We start from the raw sequence: 714 nt of genomic DNA, 5'->3' as shown, positions 1-714 counted from the left end.
AGGAGGTCGATGTATCGGGCCTGGAACTCGGCGCGGCGGCGTTCGGCCTGGCGGAGCTGGACCTCGTAGGAGGCGAGCTGCTGGGCGACGAAGTCGCGGGCGCTTTCCATTTGCTGGCGGTCGGTGGCGGTGGCGGCTTCCATGAAGAGGTTGAGCGCCGCCTGCACCACGTCGCGCGCCACGCGGGGGTCGCGGTCGCGGTATTCGATGGTGAAGAGGTTGCGGGTTTGCGGCGTGATGCGGATCTCGCGCGTCAGGCGCTGGATCATCACGTCGCGCTCGGCGTCCGAGCGCACCCGCTGGTCCAGCGGCGTGCGCAGGATCACCTTTTCCAGGTTGGGCCGGCTCAGCAGGGTGCGCTGCAGCACCTCCACCTGCTGCGCCGGCGAGCTGTCGATGGCGATGCCCTTCAGCGCCGAGCCGAGGATGGCGTCGGCATCGGCATAGATGCGGGCGCTGCTGTCGAACTGGTTGGGGATGGCATAGACGGCGGCCCAGCCGAGCAGGCAGACCACCCAGCCGACCAGCAGCGCCTTCCAGCGGTGCCGCCAGCCGATCGCCGCCTGCCGCCGGGCCATGGCGAGAATGCTCATGGGTTCAGAACCAGCCCTGCGGGATCACCAGCGTGTCGCCCGGCTGCATCGCAATGTCCTGCGACATGTCGCCATCCCGCAGCAGGTCCGACAAACGCACCGGAATCACCTGCGCCGGCTG

General features: G+C 69.0%; 1 pseudogene. It reads right to left on the bottom strand.

The annotated features are described in order from the left end of the window. Positions 1–593 (bottom strand): annotated as a pseudogene (locus IBL25_RS26460) (XrtA system polysaccharide chain length determinant); the annotation flags it as partial. Between the last annotated feature and the right edge of the window lie 121 nt (positions 594–714).

Origin of the sequence: Pseudoroseomonas ludipueritiae (genome assembly GCF_014490445.1) — a bacterium.
Lineage (GTDB): Bacteria > Pseudomonadota > Alphaproteobacteria > Acetobacterales > Acetobacteraceae > Pseudoroseomonas > Pseudoroseomonas ludipueritiae.
This window is presented reverse-complemented; position numbering and strand designations above follow the sequence as displayed.